Below are 22,753 nucleotides of genomic sequence, written 5' to 3'. Positions count from 1 at the left end.
TGCCCGAGAATCCTCACACCTTGTCGATGTCGACATCGCGGGTTTCTTTCAGGCAGAACAGCCCGACCACCAGGCTGACACCGGTGATCAACACCGGATACCACAGCCCATAGAAGATATCGCCGGTGTACACCACCAGGGCAAACGACACTGTCGGCAGGAAGCCGCCGAACCAGCCGTTGCCGATGTGGTAAGGCAGCGACATCGAGGTGTAACGGATGCGGGTCGGGAACAGCTCAACCATCACTGCCGCCAGCGGGCCGTAGGTCATGGTCGCGATCAGAATCATGGCGACGATCAGCACCACCACCATGGTTTCGTTGACGCTGGCAGGATCCGCCTTGGCCGGATAACCCGCCTTGTCGATGGCAGCCCGTAGCGCCACTTCATCGAAGCCGTTGATGCGCTGGTCACCGACAGTTACGACCACTTCACTACCGGCAGCGGCGGCTTCAGAGCTGTAGGGCAGGCCTTGCTTGACCAGGAAGGTCTTGGCCTTGTCGCACGGACTATCAAAGCGCGCCTTGCCGACCGGATCGAACTGGAAGGTGCAGCTTTGTGGATCGGCCATGACCACAATCGGTGATTGGCGACTGGCGGCATCGATCTGCGGGTTGGCGTAATGGCTCAGGGCTTTGAACAGCGGGAAGTAGAGCAGGGTAGCCAGCAGCAGGCCAATCATCAGGATCGGCTTGCGGCCGACGCGGTCCGACAGCCAGCCGAAGAACACGAAGAACGGCGCGCCGATCACCACGCTGATAATCAGCAGGGTGTTGGCCTGGGCCGGGTCCATCTTGAGCATCTGGGTGAGGAAGAACAGTACGTAGAACTGCGCGGTGTAGAAGGTCACCGCTTGCCCGGCGTTGATGCTGAACAGGGCAGTGAGGACGATCTTGAGGTTGGCCCAGGAACCAAACGACTCACGAATCGGCGCTTTACTGGTTTTGCCCTGAGCCTTCATTTTCACGAAAGCTGGCGATTCGTGCATGCTCATACGAATCCAGGTGGAAATCGCCAGTAACACGATCGACAGCAGGAACGGCAGACGCCAGCCCCAGACTTCGAACTGATCACCGCTGATATAGCGGCTGCCCAGCACCACCAGCAGTGACAGCAGCAAACCGAGGGTCGCTGTGGACTGGATAAAGCCGGTATGGAAGCCACGTTTACCCGGTGGCGCATGCTCAGCCACATAAGTCGCAGCGCCGCCATACTCGCCGCCCAAGGCCAGGCCCTGGAGCATACGCAGGATCACCAGAATGATCGGTGCGGCGATGCCGATACTGGCATAGGTCGGTAGCAGGCCGACCGCAAAGGTCGACAGGCCCATCAGCACGATGGTCACCAGGAAGGTGTACTTGCGGCCGATCATGTCGCCCAGGCGACCGAACACCAGTGCCCCGAACGGTCGCACCAGGAAGCCTGCGGCAAAGGCCATCAAGGCGAAGATAAAGGCAGTGGTGTCGTTCACCCCGGCAAAGAACTGCTTGCTGATGACCGCGGCCAGTGCCCCGTAGAGAAAAAAGTCATACCACTCGAACACCGTCCCGAGGGATGACGCGAAAATGATCTTGCGCTCTTCACGGCGACTGTTGCTGACCGTCGCCGCGCCCTGCTCCTGAATGTAATCCGACATCGTGCTGTCCTCGGCCTCAAGGCCCCAGTGATTATTCTTGTTGTTCCACTGTCGACGCCGGCAGACCGCGTCCGGTGTCGTTGTTGCTACGCACCCTGGTCAGGGCGTCGGTATTGCGTTTTCTTCATCGATCCGAGCTGTGGATAACATCCCCCGGGTGAGCAGTTGCGCCGCCTTTTCGGCAATCATCAAAGTGGGTGAGCAAGTATTGCCGGAGACAATCTGCGGCATGATCGAGGCATCGGCGATGCGCAGCCCCGGCACGCCATGCACGCGCAGCTGGTCATCGACCACGTCCAGCGGGCCATTGCCCATCCGGCAGGTACCGACCGGATGGAAAATGGTGGTGCCGATCTGGCCGGCGGCTTCGTGCAGTTGTTCTTCGCTTTGCAGGTCCGGCCCAGGCAAGTATTCGCGCGGGTTGAACGCGGCCAGGGCAGGGGCCTGGACAATCTTGCGGGTGATGCGAATGGCCTGGGCGGCAACCCGCAAATCTTGCGGGTCGCTGAGGTAGTTGGGATCGATCAGCGGCGCTTCGTCCGGGTTGGCCGAGCGGATATCGATGCGGCCTCGGCTCGTCGGGCGCAAGTTGCACACCGATGCGGTAAACGCCGGGAAGCGATGCAGCGGCTCGCCGAAGCGCTCCAGCGAGAGCGGCTGCACATGGTATTGCAGGTTCGCCGAGGCCTGCTCCGGCCCGGAGCGGACAAACGCCCCCAGTTGACTCGGCGCCATGGCCAGCGGACCACTGCGGTCATACAGATAGCGCAAGCCCATCCCCAGCTTGCCCCAGGCGCTGTTGGCAACCTGGTTGAGGGTGCGCGCGCCACTGACCTGATAGATCAGCCGCAGTTGCAGGTGGTCCTGCAGGTTGCCGCCAACGCCCGGCAATTCATGACGGACAGTTATCCCCAGGCTTTCGAGCAAACCACGCGGGCCGATGCCGGAGCGTTGCAGAATCCCGGGAGAGCCCACCGAGCCTGCACAGAGGATGATCTCGCGGCGGGCGCTGAAGTTCTGCCAGTTGCCTTGCCAGCGCGCTCTTACCGCTGAGGCACGACCGGCGTCGAGGATCACCTGGTCGACCAGCACATCGGTCAGTACGGTCAGATTGGGACGGTTGAGCACCGGACGAAGAAAGGCCTTGGCCGAGTTCCAGCGAATCCCGGAACGCTGGTTGACCTGAAAGTATCCACAGCCCTGGTTATCCCCGCCGTTGAAATCGGCGACGCTTTCAATTCCACTCTGGGCGGCCGCTGCGCGGAACGCATCGAGTATCGGCCACGAATAACGTTGTTGTTCGACCCGCCATTCGCCTTGATCGCCGTGCACATCACTGGCACCGCCGAAATGCTTTTCGCTGGCCTTGAACAGCGGCAACACGTCTTTCCAGGCCCAACCGGCGTTGCCTTGCTCGGCCCAGCGATCGTAGTCACCGGCCTGACCACGCATATAGATCATGCCGTTGATCGAGGAACAGCCACCGAGCACTTTACCCCGTGGATAACCCAGGGCTCGCCCGTTGAGGCCAGGCTGGGCTTCGGTCTTGAAGCACCAGTCGGTACGTGGGTTACCGATGCAATAAAGGTAGCCCACCGGAATGTGAATCCAGGGATAGTTGTCTTTACCGCCCGCTTCGAGCAGCAATACCCGACAGCTGGGGTCGGCAGACAAACGATTGGCCAGCAAGCATCCGGCAGGACCGGCACCGACGACCACGTAATCGTAGACAGGATCGGCTGATGGCATGGGCAACCTCGCGCCTGATTATTATTCTTGTCGTGGTCCATGTTATTGATTAATTTCGAGATGAAAACGTTAGATTTCACTCAAGTGCTGTGCGTTTTAACACAACGTTCGTGAACACCTGATTCACAAGGAAAAGCATGTTCGACTGGAATGATCTGCGGTTTTTTCTCGAGTTGCAGCGTAGCGGCCGCCTGCTGACCGCGGCCAAACGTCTCAACACCACCCACAGCACCGTGGCTCGGCATATCGACAATATCGAGCAGAGCCTGGGCACCGCACTGTTCGTCCAGCATGCTCAAGGCTATGAACTGACACCGTCCGGCCAGGCCCTGCTCAAGCATGCCGAAGCCATGGAAAACGTCGCCCTGCTGGCCCAGGAAGAAATCACCCAGGCCATTACCCCGCTAGGCAAGATCCGCCTCGGCGTCACCGAAGGCATCGGCATCATGTTCTTCACCCCGCGCATGGGCAGCCTGTTCGAGCGCTATCCGGGGCTTGAGGTAGAACTGGTCGCCGTGCCGCGCTTCGTCAGCATCCTCAACCGCGAGGCGGAAATCAGCATCCACCTGGAACGGCCGAATGCCGACCTGCTGATCACCCGCAAGCTCACCGATTATCGCCTGGCGCTGTACGCCAGCCCCGAGTATCTGGCCCAGGCGCCAGCGTTGCACCAGCGCGAAGACCTGGCCAGGCACAGCTGGATCGGCTACGTCGACGACCTGTTGTTCAGTCAGGAGCTGCTGTTTCTCAACAGTTTCTGCCGGGCCCCGAATGTGGTGTTTCGCAGCACCAGCGTGATCGCCCAGCAGCAGGCTGCCCGGGCCGGATTGGGCATTGCCGTGCTGCCCAACTACATGGCCCGGCATGACCCGGCGCTGGTCCGCGTGCTGCCCAGCGAAACCATCCAGCGCAGCTACTGGATCTGCACCCGCCGCGAACTGCACAAGTCAGTGCGCTTGCGGGTGGTCTGGGATTTTCTCCTGGCGCTGTGTGCGCAAGAGCAGGACGCCTTGCTGGCGGAGTAGGGCTCATCCACTGAAGGTTTTCACCGCCAGCAACATGGCCGCACAGATCCCCACGACGGCAAACAGCTGCTGCAGACGTGGGCCGGCCAGGCGGCTGGCAAACTGTCGGGCCACCAACAGCCCCAATACCGCACCACCCGCAAACGGCGCGCCCACGCTCCAGTGCATGACGCCACCGACGCTGGCGCTGATCACACTACCGGTGGACACCAGGGCGATCACCGCCAAGGAGGTGGCAACGATGCTTTTCATGTCCAGATTGGTGTAACGACTGAGTGCCGGAATGATCACGAAGCCGCCGCCGACACCGAGCAATCCCGAGAGCAACCCAGACAACGCGCCGGTAAATGCCAGCGCGCGGGCGCAGGGCAGGGTCCAGCGCAGGCGTCCTTGCAAGGGGTTGAGTACACATGGCATGACCATGCGCTTGCCCTGCGCCGGCTCACCGCGCAGCTCGCGGCGGGCTTTGAGCAGCATGCGCGCACAGGCATATACCAGCACTACCGCGAAGGCCAGGGCCAGCGGCGCGTTGGGTAGTTGGTGCGCCAACATCAGTCCGAACGGAGCGGCGGCGATACCGATCAGTGCCACAAAAGCCGCAGCGCGGTAACGCACCACCCCTTGGCGCAACCCCAGTACCGCGCCAACAGCTGCCGCCATACCGACGGCCAGCAGGCCGACCGGTGCCGCCTCGACCATCGACAGACCAAGGCCGAAGACCAGCAGGGGCACGGCCAGAATGCCGCCTCCGGCGCCGGTCAACGCCAGCACCGCACCAATGATCGCTCCCAGCCCTGCCGCAAGAAATGGCTGTTCGATCACTGCTGAACCTCAGCAACGACGGTCTGCGGTTTGGCCAGCCACTCGCGGCCCTTGAGCATGCAGCGCCAGTACAGCGGTGGCAGGATCTGCGCCTTGAGCAGCCAGGCCAGCCGGGTAGGGCGCCGGCCATCGAGCAGCCAGCGTGGAAAGCTCGGCGCCAGCTTGCCGCCGTAAGTGAACTCGGCCAGCACGATCTTGCCGCGCTCGACGGTCAGCGGGCAGGAGCCGTAACCATCGTAGTGCGCCAGCTTCGGCAGACGCCCCAGGGCGACCAGTACGTTATTGGCCACCACCGGCGCCTGCTTGCGCGCGGCTGCAGCGGTCTTGGCATTGGTCGTGTTGATCCCGTCACCCAAGGCGTGGATGTTGGCGAACTGGCGATGACGCAAGGTCGCCGGATCGACATCAATCCAGCCAGCCGCATCGGCCAAGGGACTGTTACGGATGAAGTCGGCAGGTACTTGTGGCGGCACCACATGCAGCATGTCGAAGGATTGAACCCGCGTTTCGCTGCTGCCATCGGGCAAGGTACGAATGAAGGTGGCCTGCCTGGCCGGGCCATCGACGGCAACCAGACGATGAGAATACTGCAGGTCGACCGCGTACTTGTCGATGTATTCCATCAGCGCAGGGACATAATCCGCCACCCCGAACAGTACCGCGCCGGCATTGAAGAACTGCGCCTGGATGTTCCCCAGACGCCCTGTGCGCAACCAGTGATCGCAGGACAGGTACAGGGCTTTCTGCGGCGCGCCCGCGCACTTGATCGGCATGGGTGGCTGGCTGAACAGCGCGCGGCCTTCGCGCAGGTTCTGCACCAGCTGCCAGGTGTAGGGCGCGAGGTCATAGCGATAGTTGGAAGTCACGCCATTGCGCCCGAGGGTCTCGCTCAGGCCATCGATGGCCTCCCAGTCAAGCTTCAGACCAGGGCACACCACCAACTGCTCGTAGCTCAGCAAGCGACCGTCATCCAGAGTCAGCGCTTGCGCCTGAGGGTCGAAGCTTTCGACTTTGGCCTTGATCCAGCGAACCCCCGAGGGAATGGTCGACGCCATGCTCCGCGCAGTGCTGGGTGCATTGAAGACACCGGCACCGACCATCGTCCAGCCGGGCTGATAGTAATGGGTGTCGGCCGGGTCAATCAGGGCGATATCCAGCGACGGATCGCGGCACATCAAACTTGAAGCCACGGCGATACCGGCAGCCCCCGCGCCGACAATCAGGACCTTGTGATGATCGCCTTTTGGCGATGTGGTGTGAGCAGGCATGGCAAGGTGTTCCTTTAATAATAATTTTGGGTGTTGCTCAGAGCACGTTGAGCGGGATCTTCAGATAGCGCACTCCGTTGTCTTCAGGTTCGGGTAACTGGCCGCTGCGCATGTTGATCTGCACCGAAGGCAGAATCAGCACCGGCATGTCGAGGGTGGCATCGCGCGCTTCGCGCATGGCGACAAAACTGTCTTCGCTAATGCCTTCGCGAACATGGATGTTATTGGCGCGCTGTTCGGCCACCGTGGTCATGTAGCGCAGCTCGCGGCCACCCGGCAGGTAGTCATGGCACATGAACAATCGGGTATCAGCGGGGAAGGCAAGAATGCGCTGGATCGAGCGATACAAGGTGCGCGCGCTGGCGCCGGGAAAATCACAACGGGCGGTACCGTAGTCAGGCATGAACAGGGTGTCGCCGACGAAGGCGATGCTTTGGTCACCGGCCTCGACCACATAAGTCATGCACGCCGGTGTGTGCCCTGGGGTGTGCAAGGCACGCGCCTGCAGATTGCCAATGGCAAACGGCTGCTCATCGTCGAACAGCACATCGAACTGGCTGCCATCGCGGGCGAAGCCCTGGTCGGCATTGAACAGCGCACCGAAGACTTTCTGTACCTGGGTGATCTGGCTACCGATGGCGATCTGGCCACCCAGGGCCTGCTTGAGATACGCCGCGGCAGAGAGGTGGTCGGCGTGCACATGGGTTTCCAGAATCCATTGCACCTTGCCGCCCAGTTCATTGACCCGGGCAATCAATTGGTCTGCTGAGGTGCTGTCGGTGCGGCCGGACTTGGGATCGTAGTCCAGTACGCTGTCGATCAACGCACAATGACCGCTGCCACGATCCATCAGCAGATAGCTGATGGTCGAGGTTACGCTGTCGAACAGCGCTTCCACATATAAGGTACCGCCGATGATCATTCCCGCTCTCCAGATAGTTCCGTGTGCCAGGACGTTGAGCCTTGTGCGCATTGGTCAGGCTGGTTTCAAGATGCGTGCCAGCGTTCAACGGGCCGCTTTCTGAGGGCAAGCACCGATTTCATTGGCTGCCAGGGGGTCGGTCTGCCACAGACTGCCGCTTCGGCTGTCAGGCATTGGCAGTCCCTGGCAGTTTTTGGCAGTGCCTCTCGCCTTCAGTTAAGCTGCTCGGGTGCTTCTCCTGGTGCCTTATGTCTTATTCTTCGCCAAATATTCCCGATCCGGCCGTGCAGGCGCTGGTGTCATACCTCGAACACGATGCGCAACCGACCATCGTGCTGGATACCGACTACAACATTCTCGCCGCCAACGCTGCCTACCAGCGTCAGTTCGGTGTGCAAGGCCAACCGCCCATCGGCAGCAAATGTCACAGGGTTTCCCATCACTATGCGGTGCCCTGCGATCAGGCCGGCGAGCTGTGCCCGATGCGCAAGGCCCGGGACAGCCGCGCGCCCGAACGGGTACTGCATGTTCATCACACACCCCGTGGCCCTGAACACGTAGACGTTGAACTGCGCCCGATCCTGAATCAGCAAGGGGAGGTGGTGGCCTTTGTCGAGCGCCTGACCAGCATTGCGGTAGCGTCTGCCCAGCCTCAGCAACAAGGTCTGGTGGGGCGCTCGGCAGCCTTCAAGGATGCGTTATCGAGCTTGCAGCGGGCGGCGCCAGCACAGATTCCGGTGCTGCTGCAGGGCGAGTCCGGCACCGGTAAAGAACTCTTTACCCGCGCGTTACACCTTGGCAGCCCGCGCGCCAACGGCCCGCTTGTCGTGGTCGACTGTACCGGCCTGACCGAGTCGTTGTTTGAAAGCGAGCTGTTCGGTTACGAGAAGGGCGCTTTCACCGGTGCACTGCAACGCAAGATCGGCCTTGCCGAAGCGGCTCATGGAGGCACCTTGTTCCTCGATGAGATCGGCGAAGTACCACTGGCCATGCAGGTCAAACTGCTGCGCCTGATCGAGTCGGGCAGTTTTCGCCCGGTCGGCAGCCTGCGTACTGTCCATTCAGATTTCCGCCTCATCTCGGCTACCCACAAACCGCTCAAGGAAATGGTCGCAGCAGGCACCTTTCGTGAAGACCTCTATTACCGCATCAGTGGCTTTCCCATTCGCTTACCGTCCCTGCGCGAGCGGGTCGATGATTTGCCACTGCTGATCGACAGCCTGTTGCAACGCATGGCGGGTAAGTCGGCGCCTCAGGTCGACAGCGAAGTGCTGAAAATACTCGGGCTACACAGTTTTCCCGGCAACATCCGCGAGCTACGCAATATCCTTGAGCGGGCGCGATTGTTCGCCGACGACGGCGTCATCCGTGCCGAGCATCTTCCGGCCGAGTTACGCAACGGGACAAAGGACGCGCAAGTAGACGTACGACGGCGTAACAAAGACGAGCTCGGAGAACTGGCCCAGGCCCTGCAGAACTTCAAGGGTTCACGCAGTGCTTTGGCCCAGCACCTGGGCTTGAGCGAGCGGACCCTCTACCGCCGCTTGCGTGAACTTGGGCTTTGATCCCGCAGGGCATGGACCGAGGATGAACAAACGGTTTGATTTGATCGTGATCATCCGGCAGAGCATTTTTTCTTCTACGCTGAAACTGCTCACCCGCTGCGGAGAGCTTTCCATGCGTCGATTGCCGAGTCGGTAACCGGTTGGGTGCGAGGGCGCCTGACGTTCCGCTCTGTCTTTTCTGCCACAGGAGCATCGTCATGTCTGCCTGCCTTCACAGGGCGATCCTGCTCACCATCGCCATGCTCGCGCTCTCTGGCTGTTCTGATAAGGATGAGCCCCCCAAGGCAACGGCCACGGCGCCCGCAACCGTCACGCCAGCTGCGCCATCCGAACCGGTTGCTCCGCCTGCTCCGCCTGCTCCGGCCGCTCCAGCGGCGCCAAGCGAAGCGGTGTTCAGCACCGAACAGCTTGATCAAATGCTGGCACCGTTGGCGTTGTATCCGGACGCTTTGCTGGCTCAGGTGCTGATGGCCACCACCTATCCAGGCAATGTCGCCGACGCGGTTGCCTGGTCCAAGGCGCATCCGAAGCTCAGCGGTGATGCTGCCGTCAAGCAGGTCGCCGACCAACCCTGGGACCCCAGCGTGCAATCGTTGGTCGCGTTTCCGCAGGTGCTGGACACCCTTGGCCAGGACCCGGTCTGGGTGCAGCGCGTCGGCGATGCCTTTCTCGCCCAGCCCGATGCGGTGATGAACGCGGTGCAGCGCCTGCGCGCCAAGGCCAAGGCCGCTGGCCACCTGGAATCCAACGAGCAACAGACCGTCGTAGTGCAACCGGCAAGCGCCCCCGCAAGCGGCACGACCACTGTGGTGCAAGCTGCCGCGCCGGCACAAACCATCGTGATCCAGCCGACCAACCCGCAGGTGGTATACGTCCCTAGCTACAACCCCAATGTGGTGTACGGCAGTTGGCCCTCTCAGTCCTACCCACCGGCGTATTATCCGCCATCACCGGCGTATACCATCGGTACGGCATTGGCGACCGGCTTGGCTTTCGGTGCTGGCGTAGCGATCGTCAATTCGCTGTGGGGGGATTGCGACTGGGATGATCATGACGTCGATATCGATGTGAATCGCTACAACAACATCAACAACGTCAACCGCAGGCTCGATGCCAACCAGAACAACTGGCGCCATAATCCGGCGTATCGCGACGGCGTCCCGTACCGCGATCAGGCCAGCCGAGCCCAGTTCGACCGGCGCCTACCCGGCAGCGCACAGCGCACAGCCTACCGCGGTGACACGCCGGCCCGTGTCGAAGACCGCGCGCGCGCCCGTCAAAGCCTTGAAAAACGTGGCATCGAAGCACCGGCAACCAGTAACCTTGAAGCCCGCCAACGTGCGCAGACTGCCGACCGCGAGCGCGCCAAACAAAGCCTGGAACAACGTGGCATCAACCAGTCCGGCAGCGCCCGCGAGCGCGCCCAGGTTGCCGACCGCCAACTGAAGAATGACGGTCAGGTCCGCCAACGTGCGCAGGCGCCCGTGCAGAAACGCCAGCAACAGCAGCCGGCGCGCAACCAGCAAGTGCGCCAGCAAGCCCGCCAGCAACATGCTAGCGCCCAGGCGCCGCGCAACAATGCCTTGGCCGGTGTGCGCAACCCTTCGCAGACACGCGTCGCGAGCAATCGTGGCCAGGTCAGCCAACGCAGCGCCAGCCGCCCCGCCGCAGCGTCTGCGGGCCACCAGGTGCAACGACCCGTACGGATGCAATCCAACGGTGGTGGCGGCGGCCGCCGCCGTTGAGAGGAGAGTCAGTCATGAATGCTGCAAGTCGAATTGCGCTGGTTCTGCTCCTGCTCTGGACATCCAGCAGCTACGCCCAGACACATTTCCCCAACGCGGAGGCCGCCGGCGACGCGCTAGTGCAGGCGCTTGGTAGCGAGAAAGCCGATAGCCAAAAGTTGGCCAACTTGCTCGGCAACGACTGGAAGAGTTACATCCCGACCAAGAACGTCGACCGTAAGGATGTCGACGCCTTTCTCGCCCTCTACAAGGAAAAACATCAGATTCAGCCCGACAGCCCGGAGCGTGCGCATCTGGTCGTCGGCGACACGCCCTGGGTATTTCCAATTCCCATCAGACACAGTGCTGGCGGTTGGGCATTCGACACCAAAGCCGGCGCCGCGGAAATCCGCCTGCGCCGCATCGGGCGCAACGAGCTGGCGACAATTCAATCAGTGCGCGCCTATCACGACGCGCAGATGGATTACGCCGAGGTTGATCGCAATGACGATGGCGTCCTCGAATACGCGCAGAAATTCATCAGCAGCGACGGGCAGTTCGACGGCCTGTACTGGCCGGAAGAGGAGGGTGTCGAAGAAAGTCCGCTCGGACCGCTGTTCGGTGATGCCGCGAAGGGTGACGACTGGCACGGCTATCACTATCGCATCCTCACTGCCCAAGGCCCTTCGGCGCCGGGCGGCGCCTATGACTACAAGATCGGCGATCGCATGACCCGCGGTTTTGCCGTGATCGCCTGGCCGACGGAATATGGGGACACTGGCGTGATGAGCTTCATGATCAGCCACGACGGCGAATTGTTCGAGAAAGACCTGGGCCGCGACAGCACCAAACGCGCTGCTGCGATTACGCGCTTCGACCCCGACAGCAGTTGGCGTGAAGTAAAGGACGAGGAGGATGCGCGCTGAACCAAGTGGAAATCAGCGCAAACAAAAAGCCCGCGAGAGCGGGCTTTTTGATACAGCATGCCGGTGAATCTACACCTGGTTAGAAGTCCAGGTTAGACACCGCCAAGGCGTTACTTTCAATGAACTCACGACGTGGCTCAACCGCATCGCCCATCAGGGTGTTGAAGATCTGATCGGCAGCGATCGCGTCTTCGATGGTCACCTTGAGCATACGGCGCACGGTTGGGTCCATGGTGGTTTCCCACAGCTGGTCCGGGTTCATCTCACCCAGACCTTTATAGCGCTGGATGGTGTGACGCTTGGTGCTTTCGGTCATCAGCCAGTCAAGTGCTTCCTTGAACTCGGTGATCGCCTTCTTGCGCTCGCCACGCTGCACATAGGCACCTTCGCCGAGCAGGGTGCTCAACTGTGCGCCCAGGGCGGTGACGGTGCGGTAGTCGTTGCTGCCGAAGAAGTCACGGTTGAAGGTGACGTAGCTGGCCAGGCCATGGGAGGTGATTTCCACTTCCGGCAGCCAGACATTACGTTCTTTGTCTTCACGCAGGCTGGCCTTGTACAGCAGGCCCGACTTCTCGCTGGTACGCAGACGCTCTTCGAATTTGCCCAACCATTCCTGCATGGCAGCGTGGTCGCCCAGCTGATCCAGGGACACCGCCGGCAGGTAGACGAAGTGCTCGGTCAACTCCTGTGGGTACAGGCGCGACAGACGCTTGAGGGTCTTCATCACGGTACGGAATTCGTTGACCAGGCGCTCCAGCTCAACGCCAGAAACCGGTGGTGCCGATTCGTCCAGGTGCAGGCTGGCGTCTTCCAGCGCCGACTGGGTCATGTACTCTTCCATGGCCTCGTCGTCTTTGATGTACTGCTCCTGCTTGCCTTTCTTGACTTTGTACAGCGGTGGCTGAGCGATGTAGATGTAGCCGCGCTCGACCAGCTCCGGCAGCTGACGGAAGAAGAAGGTCAGCAGCAGGGTACGGATGTGCGAACCGTCAACGTCAGCATCGGTCATGATGATGATGTTGTGATAACGCAGCTTGTCGATGTTGTACTCTTCGCGACCGATACCACAGCCCAATGCAGTAATCAGCGTGCCGACTTCCTGGGACGAGATCATCTTGTCGAAACGTGCTTTCTCGACGTTGAGGATCTTACCCTTGAGCGGCAGGATGGCCTGGGTCTTACGGTTACGACCTTGCTTGGCCGAACCACCTGCGGAGTCACCCTCCACCAGGTACAGTTCGGAAAGGGCAGGGTCCTTCTCCTGGCAGTCGGCCAGTTTGCCTGGCAAGCCGGCGATATCCAGCGCACCTTTGCGGCGGGTCATTTCCCGCGCTTTACGTGCAGCTTCACGGGCACGCGCGGCGTCGATCATCTTGCCGACAACGGCTTTGGCTTCGTTCGGGTTCTCCAGCAGGAAGTCGGAGAAGTATTTGCCCATCTCCTGTTCCACGGCCGTTTTCACTTCCGAAGAAACCAGCTTGTCCTTGGTCTGCGAACTGAACTTGGGATCTGGCACCTTGACCGAAATGATTGCGGTCAGACCTTCACGGGCGTCGTCGCCAGTGGTCGAAACCTTGTTCTTCTTGGCCAGGCCTTCCTGCTCGATGTAGTTGTTCAGGTTACGGGTCAAGGCCGAGCGGAAGCCGACCAAGTGGGTACCACCGTCGCGCTGCGGAATGTTGTTGGTGAAGCACAACAGGTTCTCGTTGAAGCTGTCGTTCCACTGCAGAGCGATTTCCACGCCCACACCGTCTTCACGCTGAACACTGAAGTGGAACACCTGGTTGACCGGAGTCTTGTTGGTGTTCAGGTACTCAACGAAGGCACGCAGACCGCCTTCGTACTTGAAGTACTCTTCCTTGCCCGAACGCTCATCTTTCAAGAGGATGCCGACGCCGGAGTTGAGGAACGACAGTTCACGAATCCGCTTGGCCAGGATGTCCCAGCTGAAGTGGATGTTTTTGAAGGTTTCGGACGACGGCTTGAAGTGGATATGGGTACCGGTGGTTTCACTGTCACCGACGATGGCCATCGGAGCTTGAGGAACACCGTGAACATAGGTCTGTTCCCAGATCTTGCCGCTACGGCGAACAGTCAGGATCAGCTCTTCGGACAGGGCGTTAACCACAGACACGCCTACACCGTGCAGGCCGCCGGATACTTTGTAGGAGTTGTCGTCAAACTTACCGCCAGCGTGCAGGACGGTCATGATGACCTCGGCGGCGGATACGCCTTCCTCTTTATGCACGTCGACTGGGATGCCGCGACCGTTGTCGCGAACACTGATGGATTCGTCCGGGTGGATAGTTACGGTAATGTCATCACAGTGGCCGGCGAGTGCCTCGTCGATCGAGTTATCGAGCACCTCGAACACCATGTGGTGCAGGCCGCTACCATCATCGGTGTCGCCAATGTACATACCGGGACGCTTGCGCACGGCATCTAGCCCTTTCAGCACTTTAATGCTGGAGGAGTCGTACGTTTGATTTTCGCTCATGCCTTCACTCCCGATGGTCGTGGGTCTGGGTGATACGGCCCTGTTCCACGTGGAACAAAGCAACTGGCGTTTCCGTCTGCCAGCCTTCCCTCAATAATTCGTGATCTACACAGGTGATAAATACCTGGCAGCGTAAGTCTTCCAACAAGCGACAAAGTGCGCGACGGTGCTGCTCATCCAATTCAGATGGCAAGTCATCCACTAGATAAATACATTGGCCGCGCCGAGCCTGGCTGACCAAATGTCCCTGGGCAATCCGCAACGCGCAGACCACAAGTTTCTGTTGGCCCCGAGACAAAATATCGGCGGCGTTGTGAGCGCCGAGTCTCAAGCGCAAATCAGCTCGCTGTGGTCCGGCCTGGGTATGGCCCATGTGCTGATCCCGCTGCAAGGAAGAGGCGAGTACTTCACTGAGCTCTCGATCCTTGTCCCAGCCGCGGTAATAACTCAGGGTCAGCCCTTCGAGCTCGACCAAATCGCTCAGGGTTTGCTCAAAGACGGGCTTCAAGGCCTTGATGTAATTTCGGCGGTATTCATCTATTTCAGCACTGGCCAGGCACAGTTCCCGGTCCCAGGCCGCTTGCGAAACAGCGTCAAGTGTACCATGCCGCAACCATGAGTTCCGCTGCCGCAAAGCCTTCTGCAGGCGTTGCCATGTGGCCATGAAGCGTGGTTCCACGTGGAACACACCCCAATCAAGGAACTGCCGGCGAATTTTCGGCGCACCTTCGAGCAAGCGAAAACTGTCCGGGTTGATCAATTGCAGCGGCAAAATCTCCGCCAGCTGCGCGGCGCTGCGGGCGTTCTGACCGTCGATGCGGATAGTGAACTCGCCTTGCCGATCCCGCGAAATACCCAGGTTGCTCGAACCCCCTTCACTCAATTCCACCTGGCCAAAAACGGTACAGGCAAGTTGCTCGTACTGGATGACCGGGGTCAAACGCGTGCTGCGGAAGGAGCGGGCCAGGCCAAGAAGATGAACGGCTTCCAGCACGCTGGTTTTACCGCTGCCGTTGGCGCCGTACAAGATATTGATGCGGGGGGAGGGGGAGAAAGTCACCGGGTGCAGGTTACGCACCGCGGTGACTGAAACGCGACTGAGGGACATCTAGAAACTACAGACGCATCGGCATGACAACGTAAGCGGAGTCGTCGTTGTCAGCTTCCTGCAGCAGCGCACTGCTGTTGGAATCCGACAGAATCAGGCGAACTTGCTCAGTGGTCATGACGCCCAGCACATCCAGCAGGTAGCTGACGTTGAAGCCGATTTCCAGCGCGCTACCGTTGTAGTCAACGCTGATTTCTTCTTCCGCTTCTTCCTGCTCAGGGTTGTTGGCCTGGATCTTCAACTGACCGCTGGCCAGCTGCAGACGGATGCCGCGGTACTTCTCGTTCGACAGAATGGCGGTACGGCTGAACGCTTCACGCAGCGCCTGGCGATCACCCAATACCAGCTTGTCACCGCCCTTGGGCAGTACACGCTCGTAGTCAGGGAACTTGCCATCGACCAGCTTCGAGGTGAAGGTGAACTCGCCGGTAGTAGCGCGGATGTGATGCTGTCCCAGGACGATGCTGACCATGCCCTCCGGCTCGGTGAGCAGACGCGCCAGTTCAAGGATACCTTTGCGCGGCACGATGACCTGGTGACGGTCAGCCTGACCGATGTCGGCACGCATGGAGCACATGGCCAAGCGGTGACCGTCGGTGGCGACAGCGCGCAGGGTGTCAGTGGACACTTCAAGCAGCATGCCGTTGAGGTAGTAACGCACATCCTGTTGCGCCATGGCGAAGCTGGTGCGCTCGATCAAGCGGCGCAGACGGCTTTGCTCAAGGTTGCAGGTCAGCGAACCCGGGCCTTCTTCGACAGTCGGGAAGTCGTTGGCTGGCAGGGTCGACAGGGTGAAACGGCTGCGCCCGGCCTTGACCACGATCTTCTGTTCGTCGAGCTTGATGTCGATCAGCGCATCGTTTGGCAGGCTCTTGCAGATATCCATGAGCTTGCGCGCGGGTACGGTGATCTCGCCTGGCTCGGCAGGCTCTTCCAGTTGAACACGGCCAACCAGTTCCACTTCCAGGTCAGTACCGGTCAGTGAAAGCTGTTGACCCTGAACAACCAGCAGTACGTTGGACAGTACCGGCAAGGTCTGGCGGCGCTCGACGACGCCTGCGACCAGTTGCAGGGGTTTCAACAGGGCTTCGCGTTGAATGGTGAAGTGCATGGTCTAGTCCCTTGCCTTAATAAGCTGCGCTGACGTCAATCACGTCGTCAGGGTCCGCAGCAGGTTCTTGTAGTCCTCGCGGATATCCGCGTCGGATTCCTTGAGTTCGTTGATCTTGCGGCACGCGTGCAACACGGTGGTGTGATCGCGGCCGCCGAAGACATCACCGATTTCCGGCAAGCTGTGGTTGGTCAGTTCCTTGGACAGAGCCATGGCTACCTGACGCGGGCGGGCCACCGAACGGGAGCGCCGCTTGGACAGCAGATCGGAGATCTTGATCTTGTAGTACTCGGCCACGGTGCGCTGGATGTTATCCACACTCACCAGTTTGTCCTGCAGTGCCAGAAGATCCTTGAGCGATTCACGAATCAGCTCGATGGTGATGTCGCGTCCCATGAAGTGCGAGTGGGCGATGACGCGCTTGAGCGCACCTTCCAGTTCACGGACGTTGGAGCGAATGCGCTGGGCAATAAAGAAGGCAGCGTCATGCGGCAAGTCGACCTTGGCCTGGTCAGCCTTCTTCATCAGGATCGCGACGCGGGTTTCCAGTTCCGGTGGCTCGACCGCTACGGTCAGGCCCCAGCCGAAGCGCGATTTCAGACGCTCTTCCAGGCCTTCAATCTCTTTCGGGTAACGGTCACTGGTCAGGATGACCTGCTGACCGCCTTCGAGCAAGGCGTTGAAGGTATGAAAAAACTCTTCCTGGGAACGCTCTTTACGAGCGAAGAACTGAATGTCATCGATGAGCAGTGCATCCACCGAACGGTAGAAACGCTTGAACTCGTTGATGGCATTGAGCTGCAGGGCCTTGACCATGTCGGCGACGAAACGCTCGGAATGCAGGTAGACCACCTTGGCATTCGGGTTCTTCTTGAGCAGGTGGTTACCCACAGCGTGCATCAAGTGCGTTTTACCCAGACCTACACCGCCGTAAAGGAACAACGGGTTGTAGCCATGCTTGGGATTGTCGGCGACTTGCCAGGCGGCTGCGCGAGCCAACTGGTTGGACTTACCCTCGACGAAGTTCTCGAAGGTAAAGGTACGGTTCAGATAGCTGGTGTGCTTGAGCGCACCTTCAACCTGCACGGTACGTTGTTCGGTGCGGCTACTTGGCGCCGGTGCCGAAGCGGATTCGCCCATCGAATCGAAGCTGTCACGCGAAGGCGCTTGCTCGACTTCAGCCGCAGCCGGAGCAGCAACAGGTGCGGCAACTGGTTCATTGACCACAGCCGTTTGTGCAGCCTGCGCCTGGGATGCGGCGACAGCGGCAGCCAATGGTGCATTAGGGGCGGCACGAGGCGCGGAACTGCGTCTGCTGCCTATTAATAAGGAAAGGGCAGGCGCAATGCCGTTGCCATGCTCACCCAGCAGCTCGAGCAGGCGGCTCAGGTACTTTTCATTGACCCAATCGAGAACGAAACGGTTGGGCGCGTAGACGCGCAACTCGTCGCCTTCGGCTTCGACCTGTAGCGGACGGATCCAGGTGTTGAATTGCTGGGCAGGCAGTTCATCGCGCAGAAGCTCCACGCACTGCTGCCAAAGTTCCACTGACACGGATATCCCCTGAGTTGAAAGCCGGTGAGGCAAAAACAAGCCCCCATTGTACCGAGCAGCAGCGCAGTTATCCACATGCAGGTGCGTCGAGGATGGCGATAAATCAGCAGCTTAGTGACCAAAATGACCTTTCGGCGCTGTGAATAAGCTCTGTGGATAACCGCACCTGAGGTCTTTGCACAACTGGGGGTTGAAATCGGTGGATAACCGCCCTGTGGATAACCATCGATTTGATCCACAGCTTTTCCGAGGCTTCGGCACAGCCAGAGCACCTCTTCTCGACAAGGTTTCTTTTCTCTGTACACGACGGAAATAAAGGCCTGTAGCGTTTTATCCACAGATAATGGCTGCTTAAGCTTTATAAGTTTTACAGAAAAGCTTTAAATAATTCCTCTCTCTTTTTTTATGTTTAAGCGTGTGAGGGTTCTCCTCCGTGAAGCCCACTACCTGGAACGGGTGATTTCCCGTCTATAAGGAAAAGCTGGTTGGAAATTGACCTATGGCTGCGCTTTCTCTAGAATCGCCGGTCTCTTAAAACGGGGGCCATTCCGGCCCGTAGTCGACGAACCAGGTAACACGCCATGAAACGTACTTTCCAACCAAGCACCATCAAGCGCGCTCGCACTCACGGTTTCCGTGCCCGTATGGCCACCAAGAACGGTCGTGCCGTTCTGTCGCGTCGCCGTGCCAAAGGCCGTAAGCGCCTGGCAGTTTGATTTTTCGGCACAGGTGGTGAGTCAGGACTTCAGTCGGGAAAAGCGTCTGCTTATCCCCCGACAATTCAAAGCGGTCTTCGACTCCCCAACCGGCAAGGTCCCAGGGAAAAACCTGCTGCTCCTTGCCCGCGAGAACGGTCTGGATCACCCCCGCCTGGGGCTTGTGATCGGGAAAAAGAGCGTCAAGCTCTCCGTTCAACGTAATCGCCTGAAACGCCTGATGCGCGATTCGTTTCGCCTGAACCAGCACTTGCTTGCAGGTTGGGATATCGTGATCGTCGCGCGCAAAGGGTTGGGCGAGATTGAAAACCCAGAATTGCACCAACATTTTGGCAAGCTCTGGAAGCGCCTCGCACGCAGTCGGCCCGCTCCAGTGGTGAACACCGACTCTGTGGGGGTAGACAGTAAAAATGATGCGTAAACTGGCACTCGTTCCGATCCAGTTTTACCGTTACGCCATTAGTCCTCTGATGGCCAATCACTGTCGTTTCTACCCCAGTTGCTCCTGTTACGCGTTAGAAGCCATCGAAAACCATGGTCTTTTACGTGGCGGGTGGCTAACCGTTCGTCGCCTGGGGCGTTGTCACCCGTGGAATGCCGGCGGTTTTGACCCGGTTCCGCCAGCTCCCTCTTCCCGTTCTTCTTCGATAGCCGAGTAATCATGGATATTAAACGCACGATCCTGATCGTCGCCCTGGCAATCGTGTCCTATGTCATGGTCCTTAACTGGAACCAGGACTACGGCCAAGCTGCCTTGCCGACTCAGAATACTGCTGCCAGCAACGCTGCCCCGGCCTTGCCGGACACCGCGCAGGCCGGCAACACTGGCGCCAGCGCCGATGTGCCAAGCGCCAACGCTGAATCCAGCCCAGCCGAACTGGCTCCGGTTGCCGTCAGCAAAGACCTGATTCGGGTCAAAACTGACGTCCTCGACCTGGCTATCGATCCAAACGGTGGTGACATCGCCCAGCTGATGCTGCCCAAGTATCCGCGCCGTCAGGATCATCCGGACATTCCGTTCCAGTTGTTCGACAACGGTGGCGAGCGTACTTATCTGGCGCAAAGCGGCCTGACCGGCACCAATGGTCCGGATGCACGCCCGAGCGGTCGTCCGCTGTACGCCGCCGATCAGAAAAGTTATCAACTGGCTGATGGTCAGGACCAACTGGTTGTCGACCTGAAGTTCAGCGACAACGGCGTCAACTACATCAAGCGCTTCAGCTTCAAGCGCGGTGAGTACGACCTGACCGTTACCTACCTGATCGACAACCAGAGCGCTCAGCCTTGGTCCGGTAACCTGTTTGCGCAATTGAAGCGCGACGCCAGCTCGGATCCGTCCTCGAGCACCGCGACCGGTACTGCGACCTATCTGGGTGCTGCCCTGTGGACAAGTTCGGAACCCTACAAAAAGGTGTCGATGAAAGACATCGACAAGGGAAATCTGAAAGAAAATGTTACTGGCGGCTGGGTAGCCTGGCTGCAGCACTACTTTGTAACTGCCTGGATTCCAAACAAGTCTGACAACAACATTGTCCAGACCCGCAAGGACAGCCAAGGCAACTACATCATCGGTTTCACTGGCCCGGCGCTGAACGTGGCCGCTGGCGCCAAAGGCGAAACCAGCACCATGCTGTACGCCGGTCCCAAGGTCCAGGACAAGCTCAAAGAGTTGTCCCCAGGCCTGGAACTGACCGTCGACTACGGCATTCTGTGGTTCATCGCTCAGCCAATCTTCTGGCTGCTGCAACATATCCACAGCCTGCTCGGCAACTGGGGCTGGTCGATCATCGTCCTGACCATGCTGATCAAGCTGCTGTTCTTCCCGCTGTCCGCCGCCAGCTACAAGTCGATGGCGCGTATGCGTGCCGTGGCGCCGAAACTGGCTGCGCTGAAAGAACAGCATGGCGATGACCGGCAGAAAATGTCGCAGGCCATGATGGAGCTGTACAAGAAAGAGAAGATCAACCCACTGGGCGGCTGCTTGCCGATCCTGGTGCAGATGCCGGTCTTCCTCTCGCTGTACTGGGTGTTGCTGGAAAGCGTCGAGATGCGTCAGGCGCCGTGGATGTTCTGGATCACCGACCTGTCGATCAAGGATCCGTTCTTCATCCTGCCGATCATCATGGGCGCGACCATGTTCATCCAGCAGCGTCTGAACCCGACGCCGCCGGATCCGATGCAGGCCAAGGTGATGAAGCTGATGCCGATCATCTTCACCTTCTTCTTCCTGTGGTTCCCGGCTGGTCTGGTGCTGTACTGGGTTGTGAACAACTGCCTGTCGATCGCACAGCAGTGGTACATCACCAACAGCATCGAAAAGGCTACCAAGAAAGCCGCTGCATAACGGGTTAGCCAGCTAACCTGTGGATAAACGCCCCCTCGTGGGGCGTTTTGCTATCTGTCGTTTTTGTCGTGAGGCCTTCGAGCATGAACACTGTGCGTGAAACCATTGCCGCCATCGCTACCGCCCAGGGACGTGGGGGCGTGGGGATCGTGCGGCTCTCCGGACCCCTGGCGCAGCAAGCCGGGCTGGCAATCTGTGCAAAGCCACTGACGCCGCGCCATGCCCATTACGGACCGTTTCGTGCCGACGATGGCCTGGTCATCGATGAAGGCATCGCGCTGTTTTTCCCCGGCCCGAACTCTTTCACCGGTGAAGATGTGCTGGAACTACAGGGCCATGGTGGTCCGGTGGTCCTGGATATGCTTTTGCAGCGCTGTGTACAACTGGGCTGCCGCCTGGCTCGCCCGGGTGAGTTCAGTGAACGCGCTTTCCTCAATGACAAACTCGACCTGGCGCAGGCCGAGGCCATTGCCGACCTGATCGAAGCCAGTTCTGCACAGGCGGCGCGCAATGCCTTGCGCTCGCTGCAGGGCGAGTTTTCCCGTCGTGTGGATAACCTCACCGAGAAATTGATCAGCCTGCGGATCTATGTCGAAGCGGCGATCGACTTTCCCGAGGAGGAAATCGACTTCCTCGCCGATGGCCACGTGCTGAGCATGCTCGATGATGTGCGCACGAATTTATCCACAGTGCAGCGTGAGGCCGGGCAGGGGGCTTTGCTGCGCGATGGCATGACCGTGGTAATCGCCGGTCGGCCGAATGCCGGCAAGTCGAGCCTGCTCAACGTGCTGGCCGGCCGTGAGGCGGCGATTGTCACCGACATTGCCGGCACTACCCGGGACATCCTGCGCGAACATATCCACATCGACGGCATGCCGCTGCACGTTGTGGATACCGCCGGACTGCGCGATACCGACGACCATGTGGAAAAGATTGGTGTAGAGCGTGCGCTCAAGGCCATCAACGAAGCCGATCGGGTGCTCCTGGTCGTCGATTCCACCGCGCCGGAGGCCAGTGATCCCTTCGCCCTGTGGCCGGAATTCCTCGATCTGCGACCTGATCCGGCCAAGGTTACGCTGATTCGTAACAAGGCCGACCTGAGTGGCGAGACGGTGGCCATGGAACAAAGCGCCGATGGCCACGTCACCATTACCTTGAGTGCCAAGGATGCCGACATGGGACTTGAGCTGCTGCGCGAGCACCTGAAGGCCTGCATGGGTTATGAACAGACGGCCGAAAGCAGCTTCAGTGCCCGCAGGCGCCATCTGGAGGCGCTACGCCAGGCCAGTGCACACCTGGAACACGGTCGTGCGCAATTGACCCTCGCAGGTGCCGGTGAGCTACTCGCTGAAGACTTGCGTCAGGCTCAGCAAGCCCTGGGCGAGATTACCGGCGCCTTCAGCTCGGACGACCTGCTCGGTCGGATCTTCTCCAGCTTCTGCATCGGCAAGTAAGCGTCCTTATCCACAGCCGGGTCCGCCATGGACCTGGCTTCTTTCCTCCTTTCCTCGATTTCCCCTTCCTGACAGGACAGCCAATCGGCTGATTCTGCGTTCTCGCCTGCGCGTCTATCCACATTTCTGTGGAATAAGCCCTGTGGAAAACCCCTCCTCAGCTCCGTTGATAACTACCCTTCAAGGCTGAAGATAAATCCGCCTGTGGGTAACTAGCCATTTCATCCACAGGCTTAAAGCGCTTATCCAGAACGCTCATGACCGGTAGACCACAGGGTTTTGAATCTCTGTACATAAGGTAAATAAAGGCCTGTAGGACTTTATCCACAGAA

General features: G+C 59.6%; 18 protein-coding genes. 9 read left to right on the top strand and 9 right to left on the bottom strand.

Annotation, left to right across the window (positions count from 1 at the left end; translation table 11 throughout):
- Nucleotides 1-13: 13 nt before the first annotated feature.
- Both NPS47_RS06730 and NPS47_RS06725 read right to left on the bottom strand, forming a co-directional pair.
- Nucleotides 14-1,636, bottom strand: a complete 1,623-nt coding sequence (locus tag NPS47_RS06730) for an MFS transporter (RefSeq protein ID WP_274294233.1) — start codon at nt 1,634-1,636, stop codon at nt 14-16.
- Between the two features lie 99 nt (nt 1,637-1,735).
- Complete coding sequence (locus NPS47_RS06725; RefSeq protein WP_274294232.1) at nt 1,736-3,385, bottom strand: GMC family oxidoreductase; 1,650 nt, start codon at nt 3,383-3,385, stop codon at nt 1,736-1,738.
- A 137-nt stretch (nt 3,386-3,522) separates the two neighbouring features.
- On the opposite strand from NPS47_RS06725, the gene NPS47_RS06720 reads away from it, so the two are divergent.
- On the top strand, nt 3,523-4,410 hold the full coding sequence (locus tag NPS47_RS06720) for a LysR family transcriptional regulator (protein ID WP_274294231.1): 888 nt from the start codon (nt 3,523-3,525) through the stop codon (nt 4,408-4,410).
- A 3-nt stretch (nt 4,411-4,413) separates the two neighbouring features.
- Here the strand turns inward: NPS47_RS06720 and NPS47_RS06715 are convergent, their stop codons facing one another.
- Genes NPS47_RS06715 through NPS47_RS06705 form a run of 3 tightly spaced genes read right to left on the bottom strand, consistent with a single transcriptional unit; the run spans nt 4,414 to nt 7,422 of the window.
- A complete protein-coding gene (locus tag NPS47_RS06715; protein ID WP_274294230.1) occupies nt 4,414-5,232 on the bottom strand; it encodes a sulfite exporter TauE/SafE family protein in 819 nt (272 codons plus the stop codon).
- Entirely contained in the window at nt 5,229-6,500 is a 1,272-nt protein-coding gene (locus tag NPS47_RS06710) for an NAD(P)/FAD-dependent oxidoreductase (protein ID WP_274294229.1), read from the bottom strand. The genes NPS47_RS06715 and NPS47_RS06710 overlap by 4 nt, the downstream gene beginning before the upstream one ends.
- A 37-nt stretch (nt 6,501-6,537) precedes the next feature.
- On the bottom strand, nt 6,538-7,422 hold the full coding sequence (locus NPS47_RS06705; RefSeq protein WP_274294228.1) for an MBL fold metallo-hydrolase: 885 nt from the start codon (nt 7,420-7,422) through the stop codon (nt 6,538-6,540).
- A 248-nt stretch (nt 7,423-7,670) separates the two neighbouring features.
- Here NPS47_RS06705 and NPS47_RS06700 point away from each other — a divergent pair, with 248 nt between their 5' ends.
- From NPS47_RS06700 to NPS47_RS06690, 3 genes are all read left to right on the top strand, one after another.
- Nucleotides 7,671-8,987 (top strand): sigma-54 interaction domain-containing protein, encoded by a 1,317-nt coding sequence (locus NPS47_RS06700; RefSeq protein WP_425313480.1) that lies wholly within the window; start codon nt 7,671-7,673, stop codon nt 8,985-8,987.
- A 197-nt stretch (nt 8,988-9,184) separates the two neighbouring features.
- Nucleotides 9,185-10,732: a DUF3300 domain-containing protein gene (locus NPS47_RS06695; protein WP_274294227.1), complete on the top strand. Its 1,548-nt coding sequence runs from the start codon at nt 9,185-9,187 to the stop codon at nt 10,730-10,732.
- 14 nt (nt 10,733-10,746) lie between these two features.
- A complete protein-coding gene (locus NPS47_RS06690; protein ID WP_274294226.1) occupies nt 10,747-11,637 on the top strand; it encodes a DUF2950 domain-containing protein in 891 nt (296 codons plus the stop codon).
- 79 nt (nt 11,638-11,716) lie between these two features.
- On the opposite strand, the gene gyrB is transcribed toward NPS47_RS06690, so the two are convergent.
- From gyrB to dnaA, 4 genes are read right to left on the bottom strand one after another with little or no spacing between them, the layout of a single operon-like run.
- The gene (gyrB, locus tag NPS47_RS06685) at nt 11,717-14,134 is read right to left on the bottom strand and encodes a DNA topoisomerase (ATP-hydrolyzing) subunit B (protein ID WP_274294225.1); all 2,418 of its coding nucleotides are present in this window, start codon (nt 14,132-14,134) and stop codon (nt 11,717-11,719) included.
- Between the two features lie 4 nt (nt 14,135-14,138).
- Complete coding sequence (gene recF / locus NPS47_RS06680; protein WP_045186360.1) at nt 14,139-15,242, bottom strand: DNA replication/repair protein RecF; 1,104 nt, start codon at nt 15,240-15,242, stop codon at nt 14,139-14,141.
- Nucleotides 15,243-15,249: 7 nt separating this feature from the next.
- The gene (gene dnaN, locus NPS47_RS06675; protein ID WP_274294224.1) at nt 15,250-16,353 is read right to left on the bottom strand and encodes a DNA polymerase III subunit beta; all 1,104 of its coding nucleotides are present in this window, start codon (nt 16,351-16,353) and stop codon (nt 15,250-15,252) included.
- A gap of 39 nt (nt 16,354-16,392) precedes the next feature.
- Nucleotides 16,393-17,907 carry a chromosomal replication initiator protein DnaA gene (gene dnaA, locus NPS47_RS06670; RefSeq protein ID WP_274294223.1) on the bottom strand — a complete coding sequence of 505 codons (1,515 nt, stop codon included), beginning with the start codon at nt 17,905-17,907 and terminating at the stop codon, nt 16,393-16,395.
- A 581-nt stretch (nt 17,908-18,488) separates the two neighbouring features.
- Here dnaA and rpmH point away from each other — a divergent pair.
- From rpmH to mnmE, 5 genes are all read left to right on the top strand, one after another.
- Nucleotides 18,489-18,623: a 50S ribosomal protein L34 gene (gene rpmH / locus NPS47_RS06665; protein WP_002551315.1), complete on the top strand. Its 135-nt coding sequence runs from the start codon at nt 18,489-18,491 to the stop codon at nt 18,621-18,623.
- A gap of 13 nt (nt 18,624-18,636) precedes the next feature.
- Nucleotides 18,637-19,044: a ribonuclease P protein component gene (rnpA, locus tag NPS47_RS06660; protein ID WP_038616146.1), complete on the top strand. Its 408-nt coding sequence runs from the start codon at nt 18,637-18,639 to the stop codon at nt 19,042-19,044.
- Nucleotides 19,037-19,282 carry a membrane protein insertion efficiency factor YidD gene (gene yidD, locus NPS47_RS06655; protein WP_075226616.1) on the top strand — a complete coding sequence of 82 codons (246 nt, stop codon included), beginning with the start codon at nt 19,037-19,039 and terminating at the stop codon, nt 19,280-19,282. Before rnpA ends, yidD begins: the two co-directional genes overlap by 8 nt.
- A 2-nt stretch (nt 19,283-19,284) precedes the next feature.
- Nucleotides 19,285-20,967, top strand: coding sequence for a membrane protein insertase YidC (gene yidC / locus NPS47_RS06650; protein ID WP_274294222.1), 1,683 nt, complete (start codon nt 19,285-19,287; stop codon nt 20,965-20,967).
- An 83-nt stretch (nt 20,968-21,050) separates the two neighbouring features.
- Nucleotides 21,051-22,421: a tRNA uridine-5-carboxymethylaminomethyl(34) synthesis GTPase MnmE gene (gene mnmE, locus NPS47_RS06645; protein WP_274294221.1), complete on the top strand. Its 1,371-nt coding sequence runs from the start codon at nt 21,051-21,053 to the stop codon at nt 22,419-22,421.
- The last annotated feature ends 332 nt before the right edge of the window (nt 22,422-22,753 follow it).

Origin of the sequence: Pseudomonas putida, assembly GCF_028682475.1 — a bacterium.
GTDB classification, from domain to species: Bacteria; Pseudomonadota; Gammaproteobacteria; order Pseudomonadales; family Pseudomonadaceae; genus Aquipseudomonas; species Aquipseudomonas putida_AG.
The sequence above is the reverse complement of the archived record's forward strand: the minus strand, read 5'-3'. Positions and strand labels throughout refer to the sequence as shown.

What these genes read in the sequence shown, in the direction of transcription:
- NPS47_RS06730 (WP_274294233.1), bottom strand. Translation starts at nt 1,636, where the DNA reads ATGTCGGATTACATTCAGGAGCAGGGCGCGGCGACGGTCAGCAACAGT.
- NPS47_RS06725 (WP_274294232.1), bottom strand. Translation starts at nt 3,385, where the DNA reads ATGCCATCAGCCGATCCTGTCTACGATTACGTGGTCGTCGGTGCCGGT.
- NPS47_RS06720 (WP_274294231.1), top strand. Translation starts at nt 3,523, where the DNA reads ATGTTCGACTGGAATGATCTGCGGTTTTTTCTCGAGTTGCAGCGTAGC.
- NPS47_RS06710 (WP_274294229.1), bottom strand. Translation starts at nt 6,500, where the DNA reads ATGCCTGCTCACACCACATCGCCAAAAGGCGATCATCACAAGGTCCTG.
- NPS47_RS06705 (WP_274294228.1), bottom strand. Translation starts at nt 7,422, where the DNA reads ATGATCATCGGCGGTACCTTATATGTGGAAGCGCTGTTCGACAGCGTA.
- NPS47_RS06700 (WP_425313480.1), top strand. Translation starts at nt 7,671, where the DNA reads ATGTCTTATTCTTCGCCAAATATTCCCGATCCGGCCGTGCAGGCGCTG.
- NPS47_RS06695 (WP_274294227.1), top strand. Translation starts at nt 9,185, where the DNA reads ATGTCTGCCTGCCTTCACAGGGCGATCCTGCTCACCATCGCCATGCTC.
- NPS47_RS06690 (WP_274294226.1), top strand. Translation starts at nt 10,747, where the DNA reads ATGAATGCTGCAAGTCGAATTGCGCTGGTTCTGCTCCTGCTCTGGACA.
- gyrB (WP_274294225.1), bottom strand. Translation starts at nt 14,134, where the DNA reads ATGAGCGAAAATCAAACGTACGACTCCTCCAGCATTAAAGTGCTGAAA.
- recF (WP_045186360.1), bottom strand. Translation starts at nt 15,242, where the DNA reads ATGTCCCTCAGTCGCGTTTCAGTCACCGCGGTGCGTAACCTGCACCCG.
- dnaN (WP_274294224.1), bottom strand. Translation starts at nt 16,353, where the DNA reads ATGCACTTCACCATTCAACGCGAAGCCCTGTTGAAACCCCTGCAACTG.
- rpmH (WP_002551315.1), top strand. Translation starts at nt 18,489, where the DNA reads ATGAAACGTACTTTCCAACCAAGCACCATCAAGCGCGCTCGCACTCAC.
- yidD (WP_075226616.1), top strand. Translation starts at nt 19,037, where the DNA reads ATGCGTAAACTGGCACTCGTTCCGATCCAGTTTTACCGTTACGCCATT.
- yidC (WP_274294222.1), top strand. Translation starts at nt 19,285, where the DNA reads ATGGATATTAAACGCACGATCCTGATCGTCGCCCTGGCAATCGTGTCC.
- mnmE (WP_274294221.1), top strand. Translation starts at nt 21,051, where the DNA reads ATGAACACTGTGCGTGAAACCATTGCCGCCATCGCTACCGCCCAGGGA.